This is a genomic window from Exiguobacterium sp. AT1b, from assembly GCF_000023045.1.
Lineage (GTDB): Bacteria > Bacillota > Bacilli > Exiguobacteriales > Exiguobacteriaceae > Exiguobacterium.
Map to the genome: position 1 here is coordinate 1,485,861 of NC_012673.1, position 25,953 is coordinate 1,511,813.

The 25,953-nt window shown below is 47.9% G+C and carries 34 protein-coding genes and 1 riboswitch; of the genes, 8 read left to right on the forward strand and 26 right to left on the reverse strand.

Annotation, left to right across the window (positions count from 1 at the left end; all coding sequences use genetic code 11):
• Window position 1: 1 nt before the first annotated feature.
• From EAT1B_RS07540 to EAT1B_RS07560, 5 genes are all read right to left on the reverse strand, one after another.
• Window positions 2-1,480: a sugar ABC transporter ATP-binding protein gene (locus EAT1B_RS07540; protein ID WP_012727562.1), complete on the reverse strand. Its 1,479-nt coding sequence runs from the start codon at window positions 1,478-1,480 to the stop codon at window positions 2-4.
• A gap of 11 nt (window positions 1,481-1,491) precedes the next feature.
• A complete protein-coding gene (gene rbsD / locus EAT1B_RS07545; protein ID WP_012727563.1) occupies window positions 1,492-1,881 on the reverse strand; it encodes a D-ribose pyranase in 390 nt (129 codons plus the stop codon).
• Entirely contained in the window at window positions 1,881-2,765 is an 885-nt protein-coding gene (gene rbsK / locus EAT1B_RS07550) for a ribokinase (RefSeq protein WP_012727564.1), read from the reverse strand. The genes rbsD and rbsK overlap by 1 nt, the downstream gene beginning before the upstream one ends.
• Window positions 2,766-2,768: 3 nt before the next feature.
• Window positions 2,769-3,746: a LacI family DNA-binding transcriptional regulator gene (locus EAT1B_RS07555; protein WP_012727565.1), complete on the reverse strand. Its 978-nt coding sequence runs from the start codon at window positions 3,744-3,746 to the stop codon at window positions 2,769-2,771.
• A 107-nt stretch (window positions 3,747-3,853) separates the two neighbouring features.
• The gene (locus tag EAT1B_RS07560) at window positions 3,854-4,396 is read right to left on the reverse strand and encodes a GNAT family N-acetyltransferase (RefSeq protein WP_012727566.1); all 543 of its coding nucleotides are present in this window, start codon (window positions 4,394-4,396) and stop codon (window positions 3,854-3,856) included.
• Between the two features lie 74 nt (window positions 4,397-4,470).
• Between EAT1B_RS07560 and EAT1B_RS07565 the strand changes: the two genes are divergently transcribed.
• The gene (locus EAT1B_RS07565) at window positions 4,471-4,917 is read left to right on the forward strand and encodes a DUF4385 domain-containing protein (protein WP_012727567.1); all 447 of its coding nucleotides are present in this window, start codon (window positions 4,471-4,473) and stop codon (window positions 4,915-4,917) included.
• Here EAT1B_RS07565 and EAT1B_RS07570 read toward each other — a convergent pair.
• From EAT1B_RS07570 to tenA, 8 genes are all read right to left on the reverse strand, one after another.
• Window positions 4,914-5,357 (reverse strand): GNAT family N-acetyltransferase, encoded by a 444-nt coding sequence (locus tag EAT1B_RS07570; RefSeq protein ID WP_012727568.1) that lies wholly within the window; start codon window positions 5,355-5,357, stop codon window positions 4,914-4,916. The genes EAT1B_RS07565 and EAT1B_RS07570 overlap by 4 nt on opposite strands.
• A 62-nt stretch (window positions 5,358-5,419) precedes the next feature.
• Window positions 5,420-5,869 (reverse strand): OsmC family protein, encoded by a 450-nt coding sequence (locus tag EAT1B_RS07575; RefSeq protein WP_012727569.1) that lies wholly within the window; start codon window positions 5,867-5,869, stop codon window positions 5,420-5,422.
• A 42-nt stretch (window positions 5,870-5,911) separates the two neighbouring features.
• Window positions 5,912-7,477 carry a sensor domain-containing diguanylate cyclase gene (locus EAT1B_RS07580; protein WP_012727570.1) on the reverse strand — a complete coding sequence of 522 codons (1,566 nt, stop codon included), beginning with the start codon at window positions 7,475-7,477 and terminating at the stop codon, window positions 5,912-5,914.
• Between the two features lie 111 nt (window positions 7,478-7,588).
• Window positions 7,589-8,227 (reverse strand): SDR family oxidoreductase, encoded by a 639-nt coding sequence (locus EAT1B_RS07585; RefSeq protein ID WP_012727571.1) that lies wholly within the window; start codon window positions 8,225-8,227, stop codon window positions 7,589-7,591.
• A 25-nt stretch (window positions 8,228-8,252) separates the two neighbouring features.
• Entirely contained in the window at window positions 8,253-8,894 is a 642-nt protein-coding gene (thiE, locus tag EAT1B_RS07590; RefSeq protein WP_012727572.1) for a thiamine phosphate synthase, read from the reverse strand.
• Complete coding sequence (gene thiD / locus EAT1B_RS07595; RefSeq protein ID WP_012727573.1) at window positions 8,863-9,702, reverse strand: bifunctional hydroxymethylpyrimidine kinase/phosphomethylpyrimidine kinase; 840 nt, start codon at window positions 9,700-9,702, stop codon at window positions 8,863-8,865. The genes thiE and thiD overlap by 32 nt, the downstream gene beginning before the upstream one ends.
• Window positions 9,699-10,490, reverse strand: a complete 792-nt coding sequence (thiM, locus tag EAT1B_RS07600) for a hydroxyethylthiazole kinase (RefSeq protein ID WP_012727574.1) — start codon at window positions 10,488-10,490, stop codon at window positions 9,699-9,701. Before thiM ends, thiD begins: the two co-directional genes overlap by 4 nt.
• On the reverse strand, window positions 10,487-11,161 hold the full coding sequence (gene tenA, locus EAT1B_RS07605) for a thiaminase II (protein ID WP_012727575.1): 675 nt from the start codon (window positions 11,159-11,161) through the stop codon (window positions 10,487-10,489). The genes thiM and tenA overlap by 4 nt, the downstream gene beginning before the upstream one ends.
• An 89-nt stretch (window positions 11,162-11,250) precedes the next feature.
• Window positions 11,251-11,355, reverse strand: a riboswitch (TPP riboswitch).
• Window positions 11,356-11,482: 127 nt separating this feature from the next.
• Here tenA and EAT1B_RS07610 point away from each other — a divergent pair.
• Window positions 11,483-11,887 carry an ion channel gene (locus EAT1B_RS07610; RefSeq protein ID WP_237708267.1) on the forward strand — a complete coding sequence of 135 codons (405 nt, stop codon included), beginning with the start codon at window positions 11,483-11,485 and terminating at the stop codon, window positions 11,885-11,887.
• Window positions 11,888-11,894: 7 nt separating this feature from the next.
• Here EAT1B_RS07610 and EAT1B_RS16005 read toward each other — a convergent pair whose 3' ends face one another.
• Genes EAT1B_RS16005 through EAT1B_RS07625 form a run of 3 tightly spaced genes read right to left on the reverse strand, consistent with a single transcriptional unit; the run spans window position 11,895 to window position 13,524 of the window.
• On the reverse strand, window positions 11,895-12,047 hold the full coding sequence (locus tag EAT1B_RS16005; RefSeq protein WP_012727577.1) for a hypothetical protein: 153 nt from the start codon (window positions 12,045-12,047) through the stop codon (window positions 11,895-11,897).
• Between the two features lie 50 nt (window positions 12,048-12,097).
• A complete protein-coding gene (locus EAT1B_RS07620; protein WP_012727578.1) occupies window positions 12,098-12,925 on the reverse strand; it encodes an aminoglycoside 6-adenylyltransferase in 828 nt (275 codons plus the stop codon).
• Window positions 12,922-13,524 (reverse strand): pentapeptide repeat-containing protein, encoded by a 603-nt coding sequence (locus EAT1B_RS07625; protein WP_012727579.1) that lies wholly within the window; start codon window positions 13,522-13,524, stop codon window positions 12,922-12,924. The genes EAT1B_RS07620 and EAT1B_RS07625 overlap by 4 nt, the downstream gene beginning before the upstream one ends.
• Window positions 13,525-13,579: 55 nt before the next feature.
• On the opposite strand from EAT1B_RS07625, the gene EAT1B_RS07630 reads away from it, so the two are divergent.
• Complete coding sequence (locus EAT1B_RS07630) at window positions 13,580-14,029, forward strand: NUDIX hydrolase (protein ID WP_012727580.1); 450 nt, start codon at window positions 13,580-13,582, stop codon at window positions 14,027-14,029.
• Here EAT1B_RS07630 and EAT1B_RS07635 read toward each other — a convergent pair.
• Window positions 14,008-14,709, reverse strand: coding sequence for a YjjG family noncanonical pyrimidine nucleotidase (locus EAT1B_RS07635; protein WP_012727581.1), 702 nt, complete (start codon window positions 14,707-14,709; stop codon window positions 14,008-14,010). The two genes, EAT1B_RS07630 and EAT1B_RS07635, sit on opposite strands and share 22 nt — an antisense overlap.
• Window positions 14,710-15,280: 571 nt before the next feature.
• On the opposite strand from EAT1B_RS07635, the gene EAT1B_RS07645 reads away from it, so the two are divergent.
• Window positions 15,281-16,738, forward strand: coding sequence for an aldehyde dehydrogenase family protein (locus EAT1B_RS07645; protein ID WP_012727583.1), 1,458 nt, complete (start codon window positions 15,281-15,283; stop codon window positions 16,736-16,738).
• A 37-nt stretch (window positions 16,739-16,775) separates the two neighbouring features.
• Here EAT1B_RS07645 and EAT1B_RS07650 read toward each other — a convergent pair whose 3' ends face one another.
• The 4 genes from EAT1B_RS07650 to EAT1B_RS07665 form a co-directional block, all read right to left on the reverse strand.
• Window positions 16,776-17,114 (reverse strand): zinc ribbon domain-containing protein YjdM, encoded by a 339-nt coding sequence (locus EAT1B_RS07650; RefSeq protein ID WP_012727584.1) that lies wholly within the window; start codon window positions 17,112-17,114, stop codon window positions 16,776-16,778.
• Window positions 17,115-17,180: 66 nt separating this feature from the next.
• Window positions 17,181-17,693 carry a GNAT family N-acetyltransferase gene (locus EAT1B_RS07655; protein WP_012727585.1) on the reverse strand — a complete coding sequence of 171 codons (513 nt, stop codon included), beginning with the start codon at window positions 17,691-17,693 and terminating at the stop codon, window positions 17,181-17,183.
• Window positions 17,694-17,785: 92 nt separating this feature from the next.
• The gene (locus tag EAT1B_RS07660) at window positions 17,786-18,115 is read right to left on the reverse strand and encodes a four-helix bundle copper-binding protein (RefSeq protein WP_012727586.1); all 330 of its coding nucleotides are present in this window, start codon (window positions 18,113-18,115) and stop codon (window positions 17,786-17,788) included.
• Between the two features lie 81 nt (window positions 18,116-18,196).
• Entirely contained in the window at window positions 18,197-18,808 is a 612-nt protein-coding gene (locus EAT1B_RS07665) for a hypothetical protein (RefSeq protein ID WP_012727587.1), read from the reverse strand.
• Between the two features lie 148 nt (window positions 18,809-18,956).
• Between EAT1B_RS07665 and EAT1B_RS07670 the strand changes: the two genes are divergently transcribed.
• The 3 genes from EAT1B_RS07670 to EAT1B_RS07680 all read left to right on the forward strand — a co-directional run bounded on the left by EAT1B_RS07670 (window position 18,957) and on the right by EAT1B_RS07680 (window position 22,368).
• Entirely contained in the window at window positions 18,957-19,853 is an 897-nt protein-coding gene (locus EAT1B_RS07670) for an aldo/keto reductase family oxidoreductase (RefSeq protein ID WP_012727588.1), read from the forward strand.
• 286 nt (window positions 19,854-20,139) lie between these two features.
• The gene (locus tag EAT1B_RS07675; protein WP_012727589.1) at window positions 20,140-21,405 is read left to right on the forward strand and encodes a hypothetical protein; all 1,266 of its coding nucleotides are present in this window, start codon (window positions 20,140-20,142) and stop codon (window positions 21,403-21,405) included.
• A gap of 105 nt (window positions 21,406-21,510) precedes the next feature.
• Window positions 21,511-22,368 (forward strand): pirin family protein, encoded by an 858-nt coding sequence (locus EAT1B_RS07680; protein WP_012727590.1) that lies wholly within the window; start codon window positions 21,511-21,513, stop codon window positions 22,366-22,368.
• A gap of 39 nt (window positions 22,369-22,407) precedes the next feature.
• On the opposite strand, the gene EAT1B_RS07685 is transcribed toward EAT1B_RS07680, so the two are convergent.
• Genes EAT1B_RS07685 through EAT1B_RS07700 form a run of 4 tightly spaced genes read right to left on the reverse strand, consistent with a single transcriptional unit; the run spans window position 22,408 to window position 24,069 of the window.
• Window positions 22,408-22,710: a hypothetical protein gene (locus EAT1B_RS07685; protein ID WP_012727591.1), complete on the reverse strand. Its 303-nt coding sequence runs from the start codon at window positions 22,708-22,710 to the stop codon at window positions 22,408-22,410.
• 4 nt (window positions 22,711-22,714) lie between these two features.
• The gene (locus EAT1B_RS07690; RefSeq protein ID WP_158303581.1) at window positions 22,715-23,188 is read right to left on the reverse strand and encodes a GNAT family N-acetyltransferase; all 474 of its coding nucleotides are present in this window, start codon (window positions 23,186-23,188) and stop codon (window positions 22,715-22,717) included.
• Window positions 23,188-23,487, reverse strand: a complete 300-nt coding sequence (locus EAT1B_RS07695) for a hypothetical protein (RefSeq protein WP_012727593.1) — start codon at window positions 23,485-23,487, stop codon at window positions 23,188-23,190. Before EAT1B_RS07695 ends, EAT1B_RS07690 begins: the two co-directional genes overlap by 1 nt.
• A 57-nt stretch (window positions 23,488-23,544) precedes the next feature.
• On the reverse strand, window positions 23,545-24,069 hold the full coding sequence (locus tag EAT1B_RS07700) for a GrpB family protein (protein ID WP_012727594.1): 525 nt from the start codon (window positions 24,067-24,069) through the stop codon (window positions 23,545-23,547).
• 154 nt (window positions 24,070-24,223) lie between these two features.
• Between EAT1B_RS07700 and EAT1B_RS07705 the strand changes: the two genes are divergently transcribed.
• Window positions 24,224-24,769 carry a TraR/DksA C4-type zinc finger protein gene (locus EAT1B_RS07705; RefSeq protein WP_041918109.1) on the forward strand — a complete coding sequence of 182 codons (546 nt, stop codon included), beginning with the start codon at window positions 24,224-24,226 and terminating at the stop codon, window positions 24,767-24,769.
• A gap of 44 nt (window positions 24,770-24,813) precedes the next feature.
• Here the strand turns inward: EAT1B_RS07705 and EAT1B_RS07710 are convergent, their stop codons facing one another.
• A complete protein-coding gene (locus EAT1B_RS07710; RefSeq protein ID WP_012727596.1) occupies window positions 24,814-25,797 on the reverse strand; it encodes a M23 family metallopeptidase in 984 nt (327 codons plus the stop codon).
• Window positions 25,798-25,953 lie beyond the last annotated feature (156 nt).

Here is a 25,953-nt window from a genome sequence, read left to right on the forward strand (position 1 = left end):
ATCATTGCCCTCCTGTCGCATACGTCATTACTTTTTCCTGTGTCGCCTCTTCTTTCGTGAGCGTCCCGGTCACCACACCTTCTCGCATGACGACGATCCGATCGCTCATCCCGAGCACTTCCGGTAAATCAGAAGAGACCATGATGATGGCGACACCTGATTCCGCGAGATCGCTCATGATATTGTAAATCTCTTTCTTAGCACCGACGTCGACGCCTCGGGTTGGTTCATCCAAAATCAAGACATCCGGTTCGACACCTAACCATTTACCGAGCACAACCTTCTGTTGATTCCCACCAGACAGCGACTTCACTTTTTGTTCCATCGAATGATGTTTGACCCGCAATTTTTGTAAGTATGTCTCGGCGAACGTCTCCTCCTGTTGCTTCGAGATGACCGATCCTTTTGCTCGTTTATCAAGTGTCGGGAGCGACAGGTTTTCTCTTAGCGAGAAATCGAGGAGTAAGCCTTCCCCTTTTCGGTCCTCTGTCAAAAACGCGATACCGTGCTCGATGGCGTCGGCTGGGGTCTTGATTCGAATCGGTTTCCCATTCAGTTTAATGACTCCCCCTTTGTGGGTGTCTGCTCCGAATAGCGCACGCATCACCTCGGTACGCCCCGCTCCCATCAATCCAGAAAACCCAACGATTTCTCCGGCACGAACGTTGAACGATACGTTGTGGAACCGGTTACCTATTAAATCATCCACCTCGATCACGACGTCCCCAAGTGTAGCGGTACGCGTCGGATAGCGTTCTCCAATCTCGCGACCGACCATATCGCGCACCGTTTCCTCAAATGAGGTGTCCTGAATCATGCGAGTCGAAATGGATTGTCCATCCCGAAGTACCGTGATCCGATCACATAAGTCAAAAATTTCTTCCATTCGGTGTGAGATATAGATGATGGACACACCTTGATCACGTAAGGCCCGTGACACGGCGAAGAGTGCCTGGATTTCACGATCCGTCAAGGCGGCCGTCGGTTCATCCATGACGATGACCTTCGCATCCGTCATGAGCGCCTTGGCAATCTCAATCATCTGTTGCTGACCGACCGACAAATTGCGCGCCACTTCATCGACATCCATGAACACGTTCAATTCAGCCAAGTATTCTCGGGCACGTCTGGTCATTTCCTGCTGTTTGACCATCCCGAACGGTCCCGTCAGTTCTCGACCTAAAAACAGATTTTCTGTCACCGTCATCTCCGGTAAGATGTTGAGCTCCTGATGGATGAAGGCGATGCCTTCTTGCTCCGCTTCTTTTGGGTGCTTGAATTGACGTTTCGCGCCGTCGATGAGAATCTCGCCTTCATCCTGTGCATACAGACCGGTCATCACCTTCATCAATGTCGACTTCCCGGCCCCGTTCTCGCCCATAAGGGCATGAATCTCTCCAGGCAACAGTTCGAAATCGACTCCTTTTAAGACGGAGACTGGCCCGAACGACTTATGGATGCCTTTCAACTGAATATGCATCGAATCCCCCCTTAAAAAATGACCCCGGCATGTAAGATGACGTTGGCGTAAGGTGTCGCTTCCCCAGTTCGAATGACCACTTTCGCTTTTGCGACCTCCCGTTTGAAGTCTTCATGCGAACACATGTCGATGCTCGTGTACCGTTCTTTCAGTGAATCCGCAATCGTCGAGTTGTGTGTGAGGATTTCCTCAGCAATCGTGATGCGCTCTACGACCAAATCTGATTCGACGACATCGAGCACCTCAAGAAAGGAAGGTTCCCCGATGCGGAGACTAAGATCGACCCGCTTGACCCCGTCTGGAATCGGTAGCCCACAATCGGCGATGACGACGCGATCCGTATGCCCGAGGTCGGCAAAGATTTTTGCTAAATGACTATTCAAAATTCCTTGTTTTTTCATCACACGCGCTCCAATCGTTGTTGTACATCTTGTCGTGTCGGCATACCACCTTGTGCACCGAAGCCTTCGACACTCATGCCGGATGCGACTACGGCAAACCGTACGGCCGTCTCCAAATCGTCTTGTTCGATGAGGGAGACAGCAAGTGCACCGTTGAACGTGTCACCTGCTCCTGTTGTGTCGACGACGTTTGCTCGGATGGCTGGCACATGCCGCACGTCTCGTCCGTCATGGAATCGAACACCATGGACGCCTTCCGTGACGAGTAACTTGTTCGGATAGCGTTTGAGAACATCATCTACGGATATTCCGTTGAATAAGTCACGGCACTCATGTTCGTTCGGCGTCAAGTATGTGACGTTTTCAATCACTTCTGGTGGAAGCGGCTGAGAAGGTGCCGGATTGAGCAGCACTGGGATTCCTTTCGCTTTACAGTAAGAGGTCACTTGCTTTACCGTCTCGATTGGAATTTCGAGTTGGAGGAGCACGAATGCCTGCTCGTCAAGAAGGTGTTCGAGCTCCTCATTCGTGAAAACGACTCGTTTGTTCGCCGATTGGACGACGACGATCGAATTATCTTCCTCAGCCAATACGATATGGGCCGTACCCGTCACTTCATCCCGTATGATTTGAACATGTGTGACATCGACATCGTGTCGTTTGAAGTTTTCAACCACCTGTTGTCCGAACGGATCACTTCCCACGCAACCGACCATCTGTACAGTGCCGCCTAACTTGGAAGCAGCGACTGCCTGGTTCGCACCTTTCCCCCCTGGAACGGTACGGAACGATTCACCGATAACCGTTTCTCCAGCTTGTGGACGTTTGTCGGACGTGACGACAAGGTCCATCGATATACTGCCAATGACAACAATGCGTTTCATTCTTTATCTCTCCTTCCGCTTTGTCGTGTGTCGTTCAAGTAACGTGACCGGTAACAGCATTTCTCTCGGTCGTGTGTCTTTCTTCTCAATCAAATCGAGCAATCGCTCGGTCGCGAGTCGTCCCATCTCATAGATTGGCTGGACGATGGTCGTCAGCGGCGGAGACGTCATCTCGCCTAATTCGATTCCGTCATATCCGATGACCTGTAGCTCTTCTGGGACACGAATGTTTCGACGGACTGCTTCCTGCAACACCGCGGCTGCAATCACATCGTTCGCTGCAAAGATGCCATCGAACGGCCACGCATGATCAAACAGTTCTTGAGACGCTTTCAAGGCGTCTTTGAACGTGAACGTGGACTCGGTCATCCCGACGAGCTTCTCTCCCGCTACTTCGACAAATCCTTCAGTTCGACGTTTGACCGTCTTGAGATGATCCGGTCCGGCAATGTGTGCCAGTCGTGTCGCACCACGTTGCAACAGTGTGTCGGCCGCCAACTTTCCACCCTCATATCCATCCGATACAACAGCGTCGATTCCCGCTTTCACGATTCGGTCAAGTGCGACCATTGGTAAATCCAACGTCTCGTAATTCGGATTGTGCGAATGGTTTGTGGTGATAATCAGGCCATCGACGTGCATCGTTTGCAAGGCGACTAAATACGTCTGTTCTTTTTCAAGTTGTTCGTCTGTATTGCACAAGACGACTTGATACCCATGTTGATTGGCGACATCCTCAATCGCCCGAGCCAGCTGTGGAAAGAACGGGTTCGTGATATCAGGCATGATGAGTCCAATCAAATTCGACGATTTTTTATAGAGCGAACGTGCGACTCGGTTGGGCGCATAATTCAGTTCCGCAATCGCCTTTTCGACCGCTTCTTTCGCCTCTTCGCTCACATATCCGCTTTTATTCATGACGCGTGATACGGTCGCCACTGAGACGTTCGCATGTTTTGCTACTTGTTTGATGGTCGCCATTTGACATCCTCCGTTCTGGAAACGCTTACAAAACCATCTTAATGTGTAACCGGTTACATATCAAGGGATTTTTATGATTTCATGAAAAAACACATTGAAATCGTGCTTCAATGTGTAGAGAACGTCGGATTTAATTGGACATGTACGAGGTTTTCTACCGTTCGTCCGTCGAGTCGGGTCAATTCTTGTGTTTTCGTGAACGCATAAGTGAACCCACACTTCTCAACGACGCGTCTCGATTGGTCATTGAAGCTGAAATAGCCGCACCAAATCCGTTCTAGTCCTAACGCTTCAAATCCGAATCGAATCATCGCCTGAACGGCTTCTGGCACGTAACCATTTCCCCAAAAATCTGGACTGAGCACATAACCGATCTCACGCTGTGCATCATGTTGAATCGACGGGTCTGGTCTTCGGTCGTGTAACCCGATGCTACCGATCACTTGCCCGGTCTCTTTCAAGACGATGGCCCATACATCTGCTTCCTCGATAAACAGTTGAATGACGTCCTTTGTTTCTTCAATCGATTCATGAGGTGCCCAACCGGCCATCGGTCCGACTCGCTCATCTTTTGCATAATGATACATATCCTCTGCGTCCTCTAGTGTAAATGCTCTTAAGACCAACCGCTCTGTCTCCATCTTGATCATATCAACCCATCCTTTTCCTTCAAGTTGTTTCCTCGACCGACCTAATGGGAAACGTTAGGCGAGGAGGAATGAACATGCCATTTGACTATGATTTAAATTTTGATGAAATCGACTTCCGAAAACAACCCGAACTGTACCGGGTCGGTCGTGGCGAACAAGGTGTGCTACTCGTCGAACCGTATAAAAGTGAAATTTTGCCTCATTGGCGATTTAAGACGCCTGAGATTGCGAAGCAATCTGCCGAAGAAATCATGGAATTGTTTGAAGCGTATCGCGCGAACGACGATTTCGTGGGGATGGACATGGCCCGAAAGTTCATCCAAATGGGTTACACACGAGCCCGACGTTATGCCAATTATAAAGGCGGTCGTAAATATAAAGAAGATGGTGACATCCATGAGCGCGAAATCGACGAAGAGAAGGCAGAGTCTGCCCGCATCTTCAAAACGTATTGGGATCAACTTCGTGCCGATGAGGATTATTTGCGACGTAAAAAGGCACATCAGAAACAATATGGTTAATCGCGTACCATCACTTGAAACGGAATCTCATTTCGCTCGAACGATGTGATGGTACGAAATCCAACCGTTTCGTATAGATGAATCGCTCGTTCGTTGAAGGAGGCGACGGTCAAGCGAAGCGGTTTTCTCCGTTCCATCGCTCTCTCCATGACGTATGTCACAAACGATTTTCCATATCCTTTCCCCGTCAAATCAGGTCGCATCCCCAATCCGATGTCCGTGAAATCTGACGAATATGGATATGTCGAATTGGGCACTTGAGCCGGGGAACCGATGCAATAAAATCCAATCAGCTCATGCTCCTCTACAATCGCCTGATACGTCATCAACTCGGCGACTCCCTCTTCAGAAGGCGGTTGATTATAAAAGTCATAAGGAGCTCCGTACGTCCATTCTTGAATTTGACCTGCCCATTCACGCGTCATCGGTCGGTGATGCATGCGTCTTCCCTCCGTATTCTTTTCTTACTTCCTATGTAAAAAAGATGAGGTCGCCCCCATCCTTATTTCCGAGTCCATTCTGCCGTCATCGCTACGTCTGCTGCATGCATGAGATTATGAATCGGACAACGTGCCTCGACAGCCTTTCTTAATGCTTCGATTCGCTCATCTGATTCGGTCGTATCCAATACGATTTTCATATTTGTCGACTCAAAGTAAGTTCGGACACCTTCCATCCCTTGGAATCCTCGAGGATCGAGCGTCCCTTCTGTCACGAACTCGACCCCTTCATACTCAAAGTTCAAATCCTGAGCGGCATAGGCAATCATAATGGTCGTACAGGACGACTGGGCACCGAGAAGATACTCGAGCGGATTCGGACCCTTGTTCGTTCCACCGAGTCGTTCTGGCTCATCCACGATAAATGGAGTGTGCTCGCCTACACGTACAGTCGTCTTGACGCCTCCGGCTTCTCCCTCGGCGCGCATCGTCACTAACGGTCTTTCTGACATGTTGCATCCTCCTTTCCATAATCAAACACTTCTATTTTCCCTTTATTTCGGACCATGTAACGCTTCGTCATAGATGGCATAATCATTTTTTCCATCTTGCTTGATCTGATACATCGCCTGATCCGCTTTATGAATCAATGTGTCTAAATTTGTTCCTTGGTCGGGAGCATGACTGACCCCAATACTCGCCCGGATCGGAATCGACACATCGGACGTTTGGTACGGGTTTTGATTTAACGTCATCTGAAGTGTATGAATAAAGCCGCGCACTTCCGATTCCGTTAAATCCACTAAATAAATATAAAACTCATCCCCACCAACGCGAGAGGCCAAGCCAACGTCTCGTGTCGACGCTTCCAACAACCCACCCAAATGAGTTAAGAAATGATCTCCAATCTGGTGCCCGTACGTATCATTGACTGCTTTAAAACCGTCCAAATCAATAATCAATAACGACAGCCTCGAGGAACTGAGCAACGCATGGTCTGCCCGTTCATAAAATGCACGTCGGTTGGCCAACTTCGTCAGTGGGTCATGATAGGCAAAGAATCGGATTGTTTGCTCGGCCTCTTTAAACGAGTGGACATCCCGAATGATAATCATCCCGTGAATCGTGCGGTCGATATCGACAAAATCCCCATCAATGACAACGTAAAGCTCTTGCCCAGATTTCGTCATAATCTTCGTTTCGAACTCTATAAACTTTTTACGTGTCCGAACATGTTGGTGATAGTGTTCCACCCATTCTGCTTTTTTCTTTTCTGGCAACAAATCGACGAAGCGTTCATTCACGACACGGACCGTATGAAACAATGTTCGCGCAGCAGGATTCGCACTTTCCACTTTTCCATCGGGATCAATCAATAAGATGGCAGATGGATTCAAGTTATACAGTGTCCCATATCGTTTCACGTAAGAGGTCAAGAAATCTAAACGATTCATCGCGATGACCAACGCGACTGCCCAAACGAGTCCTCCATACATATAAGAGTACGGCGGAATGAACCCGCGGAATTGAAAATAACCGAAGACAACATCCCACAACAATACGACATTCGCCGTCCAAAAGAGCATGCGCAACACGCGTTGGTGCTCTCTTCGTTCTGCACGTTTGAGGGCATAAAAAATGAGCCCGATGATCAAGATGTGAAAGATGTTACCGACGGTCAACGTAATCAAATACGATGAATTGAACTCGGGATAAATCCAGATCCCCACTTGCTCAAACTGTTGACTGTTGATGATGTTCTCTCGCCGGATATACGTCAATATGACGGGAATCAGAGGTAAGTACACGACCCAGGGATAGAGCCACTTCGGTGCCTTCGCGCCGACGCCTGTGATGCTCAATATGAAATGAACAGAGAAGATAAAAATGAAAATCCCGGCGTTCCCAAACCAATAGGCAATGAGTGCCGGACTATATTCAATCGGAGAAAGATGGCGAACGAATTCCGCTAAGAAAAGCATCGAATAGCCAAACACAAACAGGCTCAGCAAACGATGCTCGACTTTATTCGGATTTCGTTGAAAGACATCGAGTGCTAAAAAGCCGAGTAAAAATGACGGCAACAAATAGACCGCCAGATAAATGAACATCTCGGTCATGCGGAACCTCCTCACCTATTCATAATTCTTCATTTCGCTATTCTGCTGACTTTTCCCTCTTTAACGCGACAAAAAACGGGATGAGCCACATCCCGTTCTTCATTCGACACATTATAACGTTTCTTCGATTGGGGTATCCCCTTTGATCAAATCAATCGCTTTGTTCTGCGCATTTGCATGGTTATGGAGGACATGCACCAAGAATGATGCCACGTCTTCGCGTGGAATCTCTCCACTTCCCTCGAATTGCGTGTTCACTTTGCCCGTTCCTGCATCATCTGTCAATGCACCCGGACGTACAATCGTATACGTGAGTCCACTCTGTTCGAGTAAACGATCGGCATGATGCTTCGCTACGTAGTACGGTTTCATCGAATCTGGCCAAGCTGAGCGATCCTCTGCTTTCAAGGCACTGACCATGACGAAGTGTTTGATGTTCCCGTTCGCTTGTGCCGCCTCGATACTCTTTGCTGCACCGTCTAGGTCAATCAAGAGCGTCTTGTCTGCGCCGGTACTTCCACCAGAACCAGCCGCGAACACGATGACGTCCATCCCGTCGATTGCCTTTTCCAAGTCCGCTACTGAACCTTCGAGGTCACCGAGTACGGCATTGTATCCTTTTGACTTGAAGTCATCGAGTTGCTCTTCTTTACGAACCATCGCTGTGACGTGATGCTTCCCTTCATTGTGTAATTTTTCGACAAACTGACGGCCAATCTGACCGTTTGCACCGATAACAAATACGTTCATCTGTCTTCCTCCTCAAAAATTGAATTCAGAGACAAGCGAAACGCCGGGTAGCCGTTGCTACATCCGGTGCAGAAGCGATGGCAGAGATGACGGCAACACCGTCAGCCCCGTCAGCCATAATAGCAGGGACATGCTCTGGACGAATGCCCCCGATCCCCACAATCGGAAGCAGTGGGTGGTGTCGGCGAACTTGTTGAATCAGTTCCGTACCACGCACTTGTCCTGCATCCAACTTACTTTGCGTCTCATGAATCGGACCGATGCCGACATAATCTGCAAATGGAAGAGCCGTTCTGACTTCCTCCATCGTATGGACAGACACCCCCAACCATTTATCTGGTCCTAGCCGTTCTCGAACCTGTTTGGCAGGTAAGTCATCCTGTCCAACGTGGATGCCATCCGCGTCAATCGCGAGCGCCAAGTCGACGTCGTCATTGACGATGAACGGAACACCCGCTTCTCGACACAGACGGTGGAGCGTCCTTGCCATCGCTTCTTTTTCATCTCCATACAATGCATCTTTACCTTTTTCGCGAAATTGAAAACATGTCACACCACATAGAAGAGCCGTTTTGACGGTCGCTACCAAATCGGACGCGTCCGTCGTTCCACACACAAAGTAAAGGCGAAGCTGCTTAGCGAGCGCTTGTTTCGTACAGAACGTCAACGGTAATCACCTCTTCTTTCGCTAAACGATGTCCCCAATGATTCGTCGGTCCATGCCCCTGTCCAATCGATAATCCATGTGCAATCGCCTGATGGATAAATTGTTTTGCATCTACGACTGCTTGACGCAATGTCTTCCCATATGCCAGTTCGGCCGTCAAAGCTGCAGAGAACGTACATCCCGTCCCGTGCGTATCTTTCGTTTGGATTCTAGGTGCTTTTACACAGAACGTTTCAGTCTCGCTCATAATCAAATCAACGGCTTCCACATCATCCGTATGCCCACCTTTGATAATGACGGTATCGACACCAAGTGCTCGAATCGCCTGTGCGGCTTTCATACGGTCTGCCTCCGTTCGAATTTCCATTCCTGCCAGCACTTCTGCTTCAGGAATATTCGGGGTCACGATGGTCGCCTGTGGTATTAGCTTCGTGCGCAGTGCTTCGACTGCACTAACTTGCAACAAGGACGCGCCACCTTTCGCCACCATGACCGGATCGACCACCACATGCTCGAAACGGTGGCGCTCAAGCGCATTCGCTACCGCTTCAATCCGCTCCGCATCCACCAACATCCCAGTTTTACAGGCGGTGATGTTAAAATCATCCGCTACCGCATCAATTTGTTGGATAATCATTTCCGTGGAAATCGCCTCGATTCCATGGACCCCAAGTGTGTTTTGGGCGGTAATCGCAGTCAACACACTCGTCCCGAACACACCGAGCTCTTGAAACGTTTTTAGATCGGCTTGAATACCAGCTCCGCCCCCTGAATCAGATCCTGCAATCGTCAATACTTGCGGTCTCATGATGTCGACACCTCGATTCGATTCGTCGGGATTGTATATTGCGTCAATTGATGGAGTGCATTTAAAAAGTGAATCGGGAAGTCTCCCGGCCCTTCTGCCCGTTCACTCGCTAGCTCCCCGCAATAGGCGTAGCCTGACATGGCGGTCACCGTCGCTTTGAGGGCATTCTTTTCGACTGCCAAGCAAGCTCCGACCACCGCACTCAGTAAACACCCTGTACCGGTCGTCTCAGTCATCCGTTTCGTCCCACCTCGGACTTCCATGACGACATGTCCGTCACTGACCATATCTTCTTTTCCAGTCACGGCCACGACACATCCGTATCGTTTCGCTGCTTCAAGCGCCAATTGTCTCGGCTCGCATGCACCGTCACCCGCATCGACACCACGAGCCGCCCAATCGACACCAATCAATGTCGCAATCTCTCCTGCATTCCCTCGAATGACTGACACACGAACGTGACGCATAATGCGTTCGACCACATCTCGACGAAATGACGTCGCTCCGACTCCGACTGGATCGAGGACAATGGGACATCCGGCTTCATTCGCCGCCTGCCCTGCACGAATCATCGTCGCTTCGGTCATTGTTCCAAGTGTCCCGATATTTAACACGAGCGCATCGCTCACGAATGTCATCTCTGCAACTTCTTCAATCGCGTCTGCCATCACTGGAGAGGCGCCGATTGCGAGCAGTCCATTCGCTGAAAAATTCGCCACAACCGTGTTCGTGATGTTGTGAATCAACGGTGCCTGCTGTCGAATCTCGTTCCAAATCTCATGTCTCATTGGTTGACCTCCTGCGACAATGTCCACGACTCAAGCGTCCACGCCATTTCCCAAAAAGCGACTTCGTAATAGCAACTCTTCAAGAAGAGTTTTGTGTAACGAAGCCGTTCTTCTTCTGTCGCTTGTCCAGCCAATTCATCCAACCGATCAATCTGTTCTTCCACCAGCTCACGGAACCACTCCGAACCGTATGTCGCAATCCAAGCTGAATAAATCGGATGGTCGGGTCGTTTATCTTTTAAGCGTTCACCGATTTCGTAATATACCCAATAACACGGAAGGATTGACGCCAATACGTCACCGAGTGTCGGTCCTGCCTGTTGCATATGGAGCGCATACGCATAAGCGGTCGGTGCTGGCTCAAATGTCGCCAATTCGACATCCGTCACGTTGAGCATCGTAAAGAACTCTCGATGAAGGGAGAGTTCCGCCTCAATCGTGTGTAAGGCATGCGTCAAAAAGCGACTCGATAGTTCCATCGTCGGAGCGAGGGTTGCCCCTTTGGCCTGCACTTTTGAGAATTGATTCAAGTAATACGAATCTTGCATGACGTAATGTCTGAACTTCTTCTCATCGAGCGTCCCTTCTCCGAGTGAACGAACAAATGGGTGATGAAAGCTTGCCTCAAACAATCCATCCGCTTCTTGACGTAAGTGATCTGTAAATTTCATACTAACTCCCCCTTATAAACTAATAAAAAGACGCCGCCTCCCATAACGGAAGCGGCGTCTCGAACAGTCATATATAGGTGAAGCCATATGAGTCGTCTCGCCCACTTCCCTACGCTAGCGTGAACTAGATCAGGTTCAAAGGGTCTGGACCATGTCCATCTCAGCCGCGTGACGCGACTCCCCTAGTGGCAAACATTATGAAATTCAGTCGTCTTCGACCACATTCTATCAATCTTTTGATCAATTGCAAACCTTTTCCGATTCTGTTTTTCATTCATCGCTCAGGGAATGGATAAATGAACTCATTTACATGAAAAGGATGTGTCCGGATTGAATACGATTTTATTAACCATTGCGTTACTCTTCATCAGTTTGAACGTGTTTTGGTTTTTCAAACGTAAAACGTACAAGCAAACAGGATTTGACGGGAGATTGTTCGCTCAGTTGTTCGTTAGCCTACTTGGTGTCATGTTAGGATTCACATTGATTTATTATGCTTTGTCTCGTGATTCAGTCATTCTTGTGACTTCACTCGAATCCATGAATGCCGTTGAACCGACTTGGGAAAACCTCCTGTATTTCAGCGGGGTCACTTTATTATCAATCGGATTTGGTGATTTGTTGCCGATTGGTTTGACCCGATTATTCGCCATCATCGAAGGCGCCATCGGCATTTTGTTACCGAGTGCCTTCTTCATCAAATCGATGTATCAAAAAGAAGAGTGAAGATATCCTAGCGTCCGGTGATGAGTAAAAACATATTAAATGCAACAAGACCGAGTGGAAGCATCGCAACCAGAATGATCGGCCATTTCTTTAAACGAATGCCGACAAAGAGGACCAGACTCCCAACAAGTAGGGCAATAAATGTCGTATATGGGTTCATGAAAAAACGCTCCTTTCTCTATAAGGAGCGTTTCCCGGCTCTCGGCCTCATTAATCGTTCGAATGTCGAAGTGTAGCACATGCGGCACGGACGCGTCTGGCTTCTTCTTCCCGGAAGACGAAATCACCTTGTTCCGCGACACGTTGTGCACAAAAGAAAAAGAGCGACTGCAATCGATCATGTGTATCTTCAATCGCGCTCAGCTCAGCCGAGGCATACGTCGCCGTAAGCATCTCCCACAATTCTTCTGGCAAGTGGTCGCGCATCCCGTCGCCCGATTTCCCAAGATTCACAGAAAAGTTCGTCGCATAGCCGATATTCCATTCCATCATCTGACGGAGCATATTTCGCATGATGTCGAGGTGATCGAGCTCGTATAACACCTGGTGTCGTTTGATTCCTTTGACAACATAAATTGACACCCACCAAAACTCATTCCAACAAGCCGCATACTCGTCAGCAGACGGCCGTGTCACACGGTATGTGTTATCTGACGGTGTCACACTCGGATGATGATCTCGGTCGAAGATAATTTGACTGAGCGAGTCGGCTTCGAGCATGGTTTCAAGTTGACCCACACTCCGAATCGTCAAATCAATCCGATGTCCGTCTACATATTGCACTAAAAACGTTATATGTCGTCCGGAATCAGCCGTATCAGGTGTCTGCATGATTAATACCTCTCCACATGTGTCAATCCATGAGCGATCGGCCGCAACCGCTCGGACGTCTTCCACATAAAAGGCAAGGTCGACATCCTGGTACGGGTCTGGTCGGATGTTCGGATTGACGAGTGAGCCGTTCAAGACGACCGTTCGAATGTGCTCGCGTTCTTTTGCGAACGCAGTCAACTGCTCAATGATTTGTTCTGGTTTCATTCTACAATCGCCCCCAATGAGCGCGCGACTTGAATCGCCTGCATCGCGTCTAGTTTTGTTTGTTGTAACGTCACGTTCGAAAAATCAACCCCATCGACGAATGCCCCTCTGAAGTCGGCACCACGGCACACCGCATGTTGAAGTGTCGCCCGTGACAAGTCCGCCTGATGCCAAACCGTCTCGGTCAAGTCCGTTCCGTATAGGTCCGCTTCGACTAAGCGTACATGGGACCAATCCATTTTTTTGAGCGACACGTGACGAAGGTTGACGAACGACCAATCCCCTTCTGTTACAAGGACGCCTTCAAACTGACTCTCCTCAAAGGAAGACCCCGTCATTTTACATTGCTCAAACTCACTCGTGAACAAATTGGCACCATGGAATTGACAGTTCAAAAATGAACTCCCGACATGACGGGACGCATTCCATTTTGAATCCGTGAAGTCGCAGTTTATGAACTGACAGCGTTCCGTCTGTAGTTCCGTCGCATCAACGTATGTGAAGCGACAGTTCTCGAACGTGACGTGTGACAACACTTCGTCACGGAGTGTCACGTCACGAAAATCTTCATCTCGATATTGCGTATGTGGTTGAAACATATGATCCCTCCTTCAGGTATACTAGAACAGATTACAATGATTGGAAGTGATATAGATGGATCTCGTATTTCCTACTGAACACGGCGTTTTCAATTACCGCGTTGCCGGTATTTTTGTGAAAGACGGTCACGTATTGATTCACCGAAACGTCCGGGATGACTTTTGGGCATTACCCGGCGGTCGCGTCACGCTCGGTGAAGAGGCTGCCACGGCTCTCGCACGCGAGTTACATGAAGAATTGAACATGCGTGTGACCGATACCTCATTCGCCTTCGTGCACGAGAACTTGTTTACCTATAATGACCAGCCGTTTCATGAGATTGGACTATACTTTTATGTAAATGGTGACCTCCCGCTCCAAGACGGAGACTTTTATGGACCCGAAGGAGATCACCTGATTTATCGTTGGCAAAAGCTTGACCGTCTTCAAGACGTCACGCTCTATCCGGAAGTACTTGCTCAACTACCAAATCGCTTGCCAGCTCATTCACTCAATCCGGCTTGAACGTAGAGAAGCGATTTCAACTCGTTTAAATGTCGAATCTCATACGTTGACTCGATTGTCGCGGCCACTTCGTTCGGGTTGAACCAGCACGTATCCAAACCATACATCCGCCCACCGGCGATGTCTGCCGTGACCGAGTCACCGATAATCAACCCCTTCTCTGGCTCTACATTCGGGATTCGGTCGAAGACATAGTCGAAAAACGGTTTCATCGGTTTTTGCGAGCCGGTCGCATCCGATACGAAGACATCTTGGAAGTACGGCAATAGTCCAGATGACTCTAACCGTTTGAATTGCGTCTCCGTCACACCGTTTGTGACGATATAGAGCGGATAATCGTTGCTCAGCTTTTGCACGACCTCCAAAGCACCATCGACCATGTGCACGCCTGCATGTAAATAGTCTCGATATTGCTGTTCGACATATGGTCCATCGACCGTGAGACCGAGCGAATCGAACAGTTTCGTATGACGACCGATGAGCACTTCTTCCCGGTCCACTTCGCCGCGCTCAAACGCACGCCACAGGCCCGTGTTGATGTCGACATAGCGCGACTTCACCTCATCCGTCATCCGGACATTGTAGGATGCAAGTAACTGTTCCAAGGCGACATGTTCACTTTGTTTAAAATCTAGTAGCGTGTCATCAATATCAAATAAAATCGCTTCATAACGTTTCATATCTCTTTCTAACCCCTCTCTTCGTCTAACTGTACAGGAAGTAGAAACGAACATCAAAAAAGGGAGATATGACGTATCCCCCTCTCAATGTCTATTAGATGACTGGTTTGATTTTTGAGCTCCATAATGAATCAATATCACGAGTACCCCAATCAATATCGCGACCGACCATGCGTGAACGACCCCACTGATCGTTAACGGCTTGAAGAAGTATCCCCAATCGTTCTCAAACAAGTAGGCCAAATAAACCGACACACCATACGATCCAAGCAAGGAAGCTAATACAAAGCGTATTTGCAAATGCCTCAAAGATTGTTTTGTTATCCACCAAATGATCACCGGTACAATCAAATATCCAAATGGAAAACCCCATACATAATCCATTGCCGCCACAAAAAATGCCCAAGGCACGAAGAGGAATAAACTCACACAGCAAGTTTTCATCGTCTGCTCCTAAACTTGTTGAATTTACTTGATTCAAGTTTACCAAATCGAATACATTGATATGTTTATTTTTCTAAAACAAGTGAATACTTCTTATGGTGAAGAAAAAATAAAGGAGTGTTCAAATATGCATACAGATTTTACGAACATGTACATCAATGGTGAGTGGGTAAATGGATCAAGTGAAAAGTCGATCGACAACGTCAATCCGTTCTCGAACGAGACGCTCTTCTCGATTCAATCAGCGGATGAAGAGGACTTGAATCGTGCTTATGAAGCAGCCAAAGCGTCTCAGACGGACTGGGCCGACATGCTTCCACAAGTACGACGTGAGTTGATTGAGAAGTTTGCCCAGCTGACGATGGACAACAAAGACTTTATCGTCGACTGGCTCGTGAAAGAGTCCGGTAGTACACGCATCAAAGCAGAGAGTGAGTTCGCCGCATCAATGGCCATCATCAAAGAAGCCGCGACGTTCCCTTTCCGTATGGACGGGCTCATCAAACCTTCGATCGTGCCGAATAAAGAGAACCGGGTATATCGCAAACCACTTGGGGTCATCGGCATCATCAGCCCATGGAACTTCCCGTTCCACTTGGCTGTCCGTTCAATCGTGACAGCTCTCGCAACCGGGAATACGGCCGTCGTCAAACCGGCCACGGCGACACCGGTCACAGGTGGTCTCCTATTCGCATCCCTCTTCGAAGAAGCAGGACTTCCAAAAGGTGTGCTCAACGTTGTCGTCGGACGGGGGTCTGAAATCGGGGACGCGATTGTCGAACATCCAATCCCACGCCTCATCTCGTTCACAGGTTCGACTGAGGTTGGTCAAGGGATTGCGGAAAAGGCAGGTCGTTTGTTGAAGAAAACAGCACTTGAACTCGGTGGGAATAACGTGTTTGTCGTTCTCGATGATGCCGACCTCGACCGTGCCGTCGAATCAGCCGTCTACAGCAAGTTCTTCCACCAAGGACAAATCTGTATGTCGACGAACCGAATCCTCGTCGCCGAATCGATTCATGACGAGTTCGTGGAGCGTTATGTCGAGCGCGTTAAACAGTTGAAAGCGGGTGACCCGAATGAAAAAGATACGCAAGTCGGCCCGCTCATCGACCACGATCAAGTCGATCGCATCTTAGACCAAATCGAGAAAACGGTTGATGCCGGTGCGACCGTTCATACTGGCGGTACAGCGGACGGCAACGTCCTCGAACCGACCGTCCTCAGTGGCGTCACGAATGACATGCCGCTCGCGAAAAACGAAATATTCGGTCCTGTCGCGGTCATCCTTTCGTTTAAAGATGACGAAGAGGCTGCCCGTCTTTCGAACGAATTACCGTATGGATTGAGCGGTGCTGTCCACGGCTCGGTTTATCGTGCAACCAACTTTGCACGAAAAGTCGAAACCGGCATGATTCACATCAACGACCAGTCGGTCAACGATGAACCGCACATGCCGTTCGGGGGCGAGAAAAACTCTGGTCTTGGACGATTCAACGGTGAATGGGTACTCGAAGAGTTCACGACGCTCCAATGGGTGTCCATCATGCATGAACGTCGCGAGTACAAACCGTTCTTCTCATAATACAAAAAGTGTTTCGGCAACTCGCCGAAACACTTTTTTAGATTTTCTTCACGAACTCCGACTTCAGTTCCATCGCGCCAAGTCCCTCGATTTTACAATCGATGTCATGGTCACCTTCCACGAGTCGAATCCCCTTCACTTTCGTCCCTTGTTTGACGACAAGCGAGGTCCCTTTCACTTTTAAATCCTTAATCACGGTGACGGTATCTCCGTCTTGAAGCGGATTTCCATTTGCATCTTTGATTTGTGACGCCGCTTCCGCTTCTGCCGCCTCACTCGGTGACCATTCATATGCACATTCCGGGCATACGAGCAACGGACCATCCTCGTACACATAAGATGATTGGCATTTAGGGCAATTCGGGTACTCAGTCATTCCATTTCCTCCATTCGATTCACTCGTTCCAGTATATCGTATGGTGGCTCAGTCTTTCTAGACCGTTCATTCTTCTGTAGGCGATGCAGGACCTTCTAAATCAAGTTGATATAACGATAAATCGAGCCATTTGCCGAACTTATATCCGGCATTTCGAATCGTGCCAGAATGAACGAATCCAACTTTTTCGTGGGCACGGATACTCGTCACGTTCGATGCGTCAATTCCACCAATCACCGTTTTCATTCCTCTCGCTTCGGCGATACGGATGATTTCTTTCAACAGTTTGTTGCCAATGCCTTTCCCGCGGTAACCGGGATGCACGTATACCGAATGCTCGACCGTGTAGTGGTAAGCCGGCCACGGGCGGAATGGCCCGAACGTCGCAAACCCCATGACGACGTCATCCTCGACCCACACGATGATCGGACAGTCTTGCTCTTTCTTCTCCTCATACCATGCCACTCGATTGTCGAGCGTCACCGGTTGATAGTGATAGACGGCCGTACTGTTTACAATCGCATCATTGTAAATATGTAAAATCATTTGAAGATCATCTCGTCGACAATTGCGAATCATCCCCATACCACCTTTTCGTTTTTTTCATTATACGAATCCCTTCTTCAAAAGACACGAAAAAAGTGACCGGTCCCATCAACCGGTCACTCAACTCATGCGGCCAAGCGGTCACACATCGAGGCGCATTCTGTACAAACTCTTGCGCATTCTTGGCAATGTGCGTGCTTATGCTTCCCACACTCCTGTGCGCATGCTTTGCAGATGACCGCACACGCTCGCGCGAGTTCAGGAACGAATGCCGAATCACGCGTCATCGCCTCGGCAAGAAACGCACAGGCAGCGGCACATTCCCGATCCAGTCGGATACAATCGACCATCATCTGTACATCTTTTTCTTCTAAACAAGATTCCAGACAGTAGTTGCACGTTTCCACACATTCGTGGAGCATTTCGAGTTCATTCGCATAGATACGATGAGCCATACATCATTCCCCTTTCGTTTCTTCTCCAATTTCGGACACGTTACTCCTGTTCCCTAATCGGCAAAAGAAAAACGACCCGGCTCAAGAATCCGGATCGTTCACGAACTTACGATACAAGTAAGCGATTCGATTCAGTAATGTCTCATCATATTGTTTCGGCATGAAACGATAGCGATACAATCGATACATTCGTTTCAAGTCTTCCCACTGATGATCAATTTGTTGCCCTTGTCTGAATCGTGCCAAATCAATCAAGAAAATCTGTCCGTTCGGTGTCAAAATGATATTACGCAAATGGACATCCGATGGCGTTAGTCCTAATAACCGCGCTTGTCGAAGCGCTTCATCCACTACCTCGATGTAAGAAGGGTCAATCCAAACGCCTTCCGTCAGACACTCAAATAGCGTCTTTCCTTCGATGTAATCCATCACGATATATGACGCACCGGACTCATAGCACTTCGGAAAGTAAGGGAGTCCCCTTAGTTTTTTATAGATTGCTGCTTCTTCGATTGCGATTTGTTCATAGCCTGGAAAGAACACTTTAATGACACGATCCTTCTCCTTTAAACGAAACACGGCCGCACTTCGTCCAATTCCATGTAAACGAAGATCTGGGTGCATCGCGGCTACCTGAAACGAGTCACCCACCTGCTCGAAGGTGACGTCCGCATATTGTTCATAGTCACTCATCTGTCACGCCTCTTTCCTATTTCTCTTCTCTCTCATCATAGCGCATACAAGCTCATTTGACGCTAAAACTGCTCGAGTAGGTGACAAGTGACGTCTTTTCTCGTAAGACGTATAATGAAGAGCGACTGACAACCAAGGAGGAGTTATTATGCAACGCATCGCTTTGACAGAAGAATTATCATTCTCACGCATCGTCCATGGAATGTGGCGTCTCGCTGATTGGGACATGACCCCACAGGAACGTCTTACGTTTATCGAACAATGTCTCGAACTGGGCATCACGACATTCGACCATGCAGACATTTATGGCGGTTACACATGTGAAGGTTTGTTTGGGGAGGCCTTAAAATTAAAGCCTGAACTCCGAGACCAAATGGAGATTGTCACAAAGACAGGAATTAAATTGACAGGATCGTTCAATCCGGGTCAAACACTCAATTATTACGATACGACAAAAGAGCATATCATCGCGCAAGCAGAGCGTTCGTTAAAAGAATTGGCAATTGACCACATTGATACGTTACTTATCCATCGTCCAGATCCACTGATGAACCCGGATGAAGTGGCCGAAGCCTTCATCACCTTGCGTGATAGTGGGAAAGTACGTGAGTTCGGTGTATCCAACCATGTTCCGTCTACACAGAACTTGCTTCAATCACGCCTTCCATTCCAACTTGTGACGAATCAACTCGAACTCTCTCCGATGCAATTGAAACATTTTGAGGATGGATCGGTCGATCTGTGCCACGAAAAACGGATGCCACTCATGGCTTGGAGCCCACTAGCCGGTGGTCAGCTCTTTAAAGATGAACAGTATGCTCCCCTTCGTGAAAAACTTGAGGAAATTCGTGCACGTCACAATGCGAGCGGAATCGACTCGATTGTGTATGCATGGCTCGTGAAACATCCTGCAAACATCATGCCGATCATTGGATCCGGAAAAATCGATCGCGTTCAGACAGGAGTCGACGCTCTTCAAATTGATCTCACTCGTGAAGAATGGTTTGAAATTTTGAAGGCGGCACGCGGTCGAGATGTTGATTGAAGGAAACTTCATCAAATAAATCCCACACAATTATAAAGTGATAATTTAGAAGAAAAATTGACTTTTTTCAATGTCTTCTGATACCAACGTTTTTTCGTCAAAAATCGACATGTGTAAAAAGTTAAAAAGTAAAATTAAGACATAAATGGTTTTATCCCCCGTCCAGTTCAAGTTGGACGGGTTTTTTGATTTTTTTTCGAAATAACAAATTAATTTTCCTAAGACTAAAGTCACAAAAAAATGGTGCTAGAATGGTGAAAGCGATTCATTGAAGGAGAGTACCGATGTGAAAAAGTACCTGATTTTCAGTACCCTCGTCATCCTGTTTTTCTTATTCGGATGCGAGGAAGAACGCGCACTCCGACTCCAACCCGCTCCTGAATATTATCAAGGACGTGCCCTGTTACCAAACGGACAACAAATTGAAATACCCGAATCGGATCGTGCAGCGATTATCGAGTTATGTCAGCCTGACAACGCGATTCAAAAGATTCCAAGTGGTGAAAGACGTTGGCTCGGGACGGTCACATTGAACCAACCGTTGACTGATGCCGCCACCGAATCCACTTTTCCAACCGCAACTTTTTTCACTGTCGAAAATAAATCATATGTCCAATGTCAACTTGATTCCATCACATATGCCACCGAGATTAACACGCTTCCCGAGAGCTTAAACGATGTTCAATATACGGCAGAACCTTATCCGGATGTTCCGAAATTCAGATTTGCTGAGCCTCATGAATATGAGCACTTCGCACAAGAGATGAAAAAGCCGATAGGTAATGAGCCCTATCCAGAACGAAAAGGGATCGAGCATACGCTTTTCCATATCACGATGCCTTTCAGCGGTGAATTTGAACTGACCTTTACATCATCTGAAAATAAAGACCGCCTCGTGATTCCTGTCGAATCAACACGGCATCCTTATTTGTCACTCGGGCTCGGGACAGAAAAGTCTGATGAGGTGTTACAATATGCGATTTATACGAGTCGAGATCAAAATGACTATCAAGAAGTATTGCGACCGAAAGCAGCGCATATTTCGCAGATGTTTGGCGCAAAAACGGCTCCGCAACTCCCTTCGGTTCTTGTGCCGGGTCACGAGTATCCACTCTACAGTTTTACGTTCATGAAAAATGGAACGGCCCATCGTCAGAACGTCTCCTTGACGTATCATGAACCCAAGTTGTTGTATGGAAAAGAATTGAGTGAACAAATTCACGATAAATTAAGTAGTCAGCGTCATGTCATTTTTCATGACTTGGCACTCCTTGGGACGGAATCAAAAGATGCTTCCTTCCTACAACATGTCGGTCAAAATGAAATGGACTTTATTTTCGATGCCATTAAACGAGCCAATGCGACTGCCTATGCGGGAGAGCCCGCTCCTACACCTTATGTGACTCTATTTCAAGGGATATGCGCGCAAACGTTTGACGTTAGCTATGATGGCGTAGATGTGTACGTGACCAACTCAAAAACAGGTGCCCATTTTAAGCTATTACGTGAGGATGCCATCAAGTGGTATAACCTGTTTGAACAAAACACATAATCTGACAGATGCGAACGCATCTGTCTTTTTGCATCTTCATGAGGCAAATATAGTTCGATCGGACATCTTTTTTGGGAAGATAAGAAGGGAAAGGAGTGAGTCTTAGTGACAAACCTATTTATACGAGATGTGAACCATCATTGGCGCGTCTCCTATAGACAAAACGGGTATCCCCATGTGCAACAGGGCTGGGTGTTGCCCCCAGAACAAAAAGAGGCGTTCGATCCATTTATTCTGATGGCAGAAGACTGGTTCAAGCGTGGGACCTTTTCGGACCATCCCCATCGTGGGTTCCAAACCATCACGTATGTCATCGATGGTCGTCTAGAACATATTGATAATCATGGAGGACATTCGATTTTGGACGCCGGTGATGTTCAGTATATGAATGCCGGATGGGCCGCTAGACACGCCGAAGAAGCGGTCGACGATGATTTGATTCATACGCTTCAGCTTTGGTTGAATTTGCCGAAGTCGTTAAAAACGACAACGACCTCCTATCAAAACGTATACGTCGAGGACGCCCCCGTCGTTCCTTTCGACGGGGGGCAGCTTCGTGTCTATTCCGGCGAAATCGCGGGTGTAAAGGGACCGATGGACAGTCTCGTCCCCATCACGATGACAGAAATAACGCTGAAGGAAGACAGTGAATACGAACACATCTTGCCTGCGAATCATAACAGTTTTTTGTACGTACTCGCTGGTTCGATTGAAGTTGGATCTTCCAAAATCCCGCTCAGTAAAACCGATGTGGCGACACTGACATTCGATGAAACGTCTGAGACGATGAGTGCACTTCGACTGAAGGGTACGACGCGTACACGGGTGCTCGTCTATTCCGGAAAACCGATTCGGGAGGAGTATATTGCGCATGGTCCATTCGTGATGAATACGGAAGAAGAAATCCGCCAAGCCTTCCGCGACTATCATAGTGGTGTGTTCGGTCCCCCAGCCGTCAAATAAATAAAGGGAGTCTCTCGATTAGAGAGCTCCCTTTTCTGATTATGATCGATCTGGTTGTAGGACCGTCTGCTGTGTTGGAACATGACCAATCGGGACAGTCCGTTCGACGAGAACGTAACGCTTGCCCTCCACTTCAAACTTGCGGTCGCCAAGGTAGTGAGCGCTCTTTCCATCTTCGTATAGTTTCGACAAGATAGCAGGTACGTACTCCTCTAGTTTTGTATAGTGCTCATCGAGGGTCATGACGATATTGCCACCCTTATATCCGAGCCAGTAACTATAAAAGAACCAACCTAACGATAGTACTCCGAGAATTCCTAATCCAATTGTGAGTAATTCCATGATTTCATTCCTCCAATTTTTTCACAACAATCTGACGTTTTGGGGTGAACCCGATTTCGCCATAAAACGAGGCGGCATCCGTATTGCTCATCCAGTAATCTAGTTCAATCGATTTGAATTGGTGGTCAAGCGCCCATTGCTCCATCCATTCCATCACACGTCGACCGTAACCGTTCCGTTGATACATGGGGTCGATACTGATGTGATGAATATACACCACGCGAACAGCTTGACGAAACGCGTTCGCCTCACCCACTTTCTCTTCGAACCATATGTAACCGATTGGAGTTGCTTCAAGCTGCATCACCATATAGTGATGGCCGGGTCTTCCAATCAGTGTCGAAAAGGCTTCGTACATCTTCTCTTCCTCATACTCCGCAAAAAAGCTCGGATTCATATGGACGTGATGCTCGTGGATGGAACGATTCAACCGTGCGATGAGACGGGCATCAATCGTAGGGGTAAATGTGATTTCCATCATCCGGTATAGTTTGAATGGTTTCGATCTTCGTTTACACCGTGCGGTTTTTCAGTTCCGCGCAACGTATGCTCACTCGAAGCCTCCGTTCCTTTCCCATTTAGGCGACGTTGAAGCGGACGAGCCAAAAAGTAACCAATTAAGAGCGAACTAGGTAAGATGAGAAAAAATGTACCGAGCAATGTCAACATATATCCTTTGTCCGAGTCTCCGGCAATCGCGCGGAGGACAAAGAACAGACCGACGAAAACAAGTGCGGCCAAAGCGTATTCCATACATTTCCCGAGAAATCGTTTCACACGACATCTCCCCCTTCAAGGTTTGATGTATTATACGATCATTCCCATAAAAAGGTTTCACGCGTCTTGATTTTCTTTATACCACTTCGTCGCCAACCGTTCCGTCTCGATGACCCAGTCATGCTTTCCTTGAATGTATCCTTCCATGTCATCTGGATGCTGTGCCGCTAGTTGAAGCTTCAGCTCACCATACGCATCGCGAACTTCAGGATAAGCTCGCAAGTAATCCCGGAAGGCCAGGTGTCTTATGACATCTGGATTCCCTTCTTCAAACACATGCACGTGAACCGTCCGTTCTTCTTCTCCTTTACGGAAATAGCGACGCTTCGGAATCCCATATTCACCAAGTCCACGGTATCCTAGTGTCTCCATCCGCTCCGTGTAGTCGTCGACTCGTTCGATGTCCCGTACGACCGGCATCATGTCGATGATTGGTTTTGCCGCCAATCCTTCGACCGATGTGCTCCCAATGTGATGAATCGCGACAAGTTCCTCTTCGAATAATCGACTTAATTTACTAGCCTCTTCTTCAAACTTTTGATTCCATTCCGGATTGTATTTCACTACTTCGACTTTTCGCATGATTCGTTCCTCCTCTTTAGAATCAATACTCTCTATTCTCATCATACCCTTTCTAAACATTGCTCGACATGAGGGATTCCACTTCAAAAGGTTTGTACACAAATAAAATGGGAAACCTTATATTAATGACTTGAGAACTGGAGAGTGAATGGATATGTTGACTGAAGAGCAAATCGAAACGTTTAAAAAACGATTATTGAAAGAAAAAGCAAAGACCGAAGGATATATGGATAGTCGAGAAGAGACGTATGACGAAGGAGAGCTCTCTCATTACGACAACCACCCTGCCGACTCGGGCGAAGAGCTCTTTTTACGGGAACGGGACCAAGCCCTTAACGAACTCGATGAAGAGTTCTTGAGTGACGTCGATAAGGCGCTACTCGCTATTCAGAATGGGACGTATGGAAAATGTGAAGTGTGCGGGAAAGACATTGAACTAGACCGTCTTGAAGTCATTCCAGAAGCCACCCTTTGCATCGAACACGCCCGGGCACAAGAAGAGGAAGAACACGCACATGAGCTCGATCGACCGGTCGAAGAAGACGTGTTGAATCCAAATGAGACCGCCCGACGCAAAGAGTTAGACGGGACGGATCAACCTGGTCAAAAAACGGACGCCTTCTCCCAAGTAGAAGACTACGGAAGCTCAGATACGATTGCCGACAGCGAAGGCAACCACGATCCGACGCGGGAACAATAAAAGATGCCCTGACCTCATTCGAGAGGCTCAGGGCATCTGTCTGCTTAAAACGTGGCTTTTACCGGAGAAGCACCACCGAGGCGCTCTGCCAGTTTCATCGGGTCGACGGCATTCCCAGCTGAACTAGCAGAGAAATTGTAGTCCCCTTTATGAATCTCAAAGTGTAAGTGCGGACCAGACGAGTTGCCCGTGTTTCCGATTTGACCAATTGGTTCGCCTTGGCGCACCGACTGACCTGTCTTGACATCTACTTTGTGCAAGTGTGCATACACGGTCGTCCATTTTTGACCGTCTACGTTGTGTTCGATTTGTATATGGTTTCCATAAGGTCCACTAGAGCTGACTTTTGTCACTTTTCCAGCTTCTGCGGCGTATATAGGTGTGCCTGTTTTGGCGGCGATATCGAGACCGTTATGGAATGTGTATCCGAACTGCCCACTCGCCGAACCGAATCCTTGAGAGAGGCGACCTTCCGCCGGCATTAAGAACCGATCGGGTGCCATCGCTTCATACTGTTTCTTCAAGTCACTCAACTGATTCGTTTGTTTCTTATATTGTTTCGACTTTTCGTCATACGACGCTTTCACGTCTTGACGTGTCGCTTCAATTTGCTCTTGCTCTTCTTTTAGTTGCTTCAATACTTCGTTTGCTTGGTTTTTCTTTTCAACAAGCTCTTGATGCGCTTCTTCCGCTTCAGCGGCCTCAGCTTTCGCACTCGGCAACACCGAAGAAACGACTTTTGCGAAGAGTGACTGTTCTGCCGGAACGAGCGACTCTTCCACTTCTTCTAATTCTCTAGAAGTCCCTTCAATTTTGTCTCGCAATGCCTCCGCTTTATGGTCGACTTGCTTCAACTTTGTTTGAATGGCTTGAATGGACTGCTTCGTATCTTTTACTTGCTGTTTCGTTTGTTGCAATGACTTTTCCGTTTGAACGAGATCTTGCGGGGACATGTTGTCGGCAGATGCGGTTTGTCCTTGGAATAAGAGAACACCAACACCCGCTGTCATGATGAGTTGTTTCCACATATATATAATAAACCCTCCAAATTGATACATTCATGAACTTCAAAAAAGCTACATGTGCGAATATACCACTGGGGGTTAAAAATTTCAATATATGAAGTTTTTCATTTTCATGTCATACATGACAGCATGATGTGATATTTTCAAGTGTCACTTCAC